General features: G+C 72.4%; 1 pseudogene. It reads left to right on the forward strand.

Features of this window, described 5'->3' with window-relative positions:
- Window positions 1-1,083 (forward strand): annotated as a pseudogene (locus IE207_RS32855) (hypothetical protein); the annotation flags it as partial.

Genomic DNA, 1,083 nt, shown 5'->3' on the forward strand with positions numbered 1-1,083 from the left:
CTGACGCCACCCGCGACCAGGCCAGCGAGGTTGCGGCCCGGCTCCACCGGGACGCCGAACAGCAGGCCGCTGCCCTGCGCGCCAGCACCCGTGAGGAGTTGGACGCCGAGCGGGTCAAGGCGCAGGCGCAGGCCGTTCAGCGGCTACGCGAGGCCAAGACAGAAACGGAGCAGCTGCGCGAGGACGCGCGCCGGGACGTGGAGGCGGCCCGCGCGGAGGCGGGCCGCGCCCGGAAGCTGGCGCAGGAGGACATCGGCCGGCTTCGGGCGACCGCCGCCGAGGACGCCGAGCGGCTCATGCGCACCACGCGGCAGGACGCCGAACGGCTCCTTGAGGCTGCCCGTGTGAAGAAGGACGCCGACCTCAAGGAGGCCGAGACCGCACTGGCCGCGGCGAAGGTCAGGGAAGCGGACGCGGCCGTCACCATGAAGGCCGCCGAAGGGGCCCTGGCCGAAGCCGCCGACCGGATGCGGCGGGCCACCTCGCGGACGGAGCAGCGCCTGGAACGCAAGCGCCTCAAGCACACCGCCCGCCAGGAGCGCCGCGATGCCACGGCCACACGCAAAGCCAAGGCCCGTCAGGAGCGGGACGAGCGCCGGGCCGGCCGCCCCACCCGCTCGGATCGGTTCATGCGGTGGGCGAAGGTCGCCGCGGAACGGCTGATGGTCGTCGGCCCGATCATTGCGCCGATGGCGGTCGCCTGGACCGGGCAGGCCGGCTTCGCCGAGGACATCCTCGGATGGGTCGCCCCTTTCACCATCCTGTTCGCCGCAGCGTGGGAGCTGTCCACGGCGTTCGTCGGCTGGATGTACCACCAGGCCCGCACCGGCGGCGACTCCGGCACCCTCTACCGGGTAGCAACCTGGATTTTCGCCTGCGGCGCCGCCGTCATGAACTTCTGGCACGCCTCCGGGCAGGTCACCGGCCAGGTCTTCGACAAGACGCGCGGCGAGTGGGTTGATCAGATCACCTACTGGAACATGACGCCGAAGGCCGTCGCGTTCGCCGCGATGTCGATCGTCTGTTCGGCGTCCCGGTGGAGCCGGGCCGCAACCTCGCTGGCCTGGTCGCGGGTGGCGTCAG

It is taken from the genome of Streptomyces cirratus (genome assembly GCF_014650775.1).
Lineage (GTDB): Bacteria > Actinomycetota > Actinomycetes > Streptomycetales > Streptomycetaceae > Streptomyces > Streptomyces cirratus.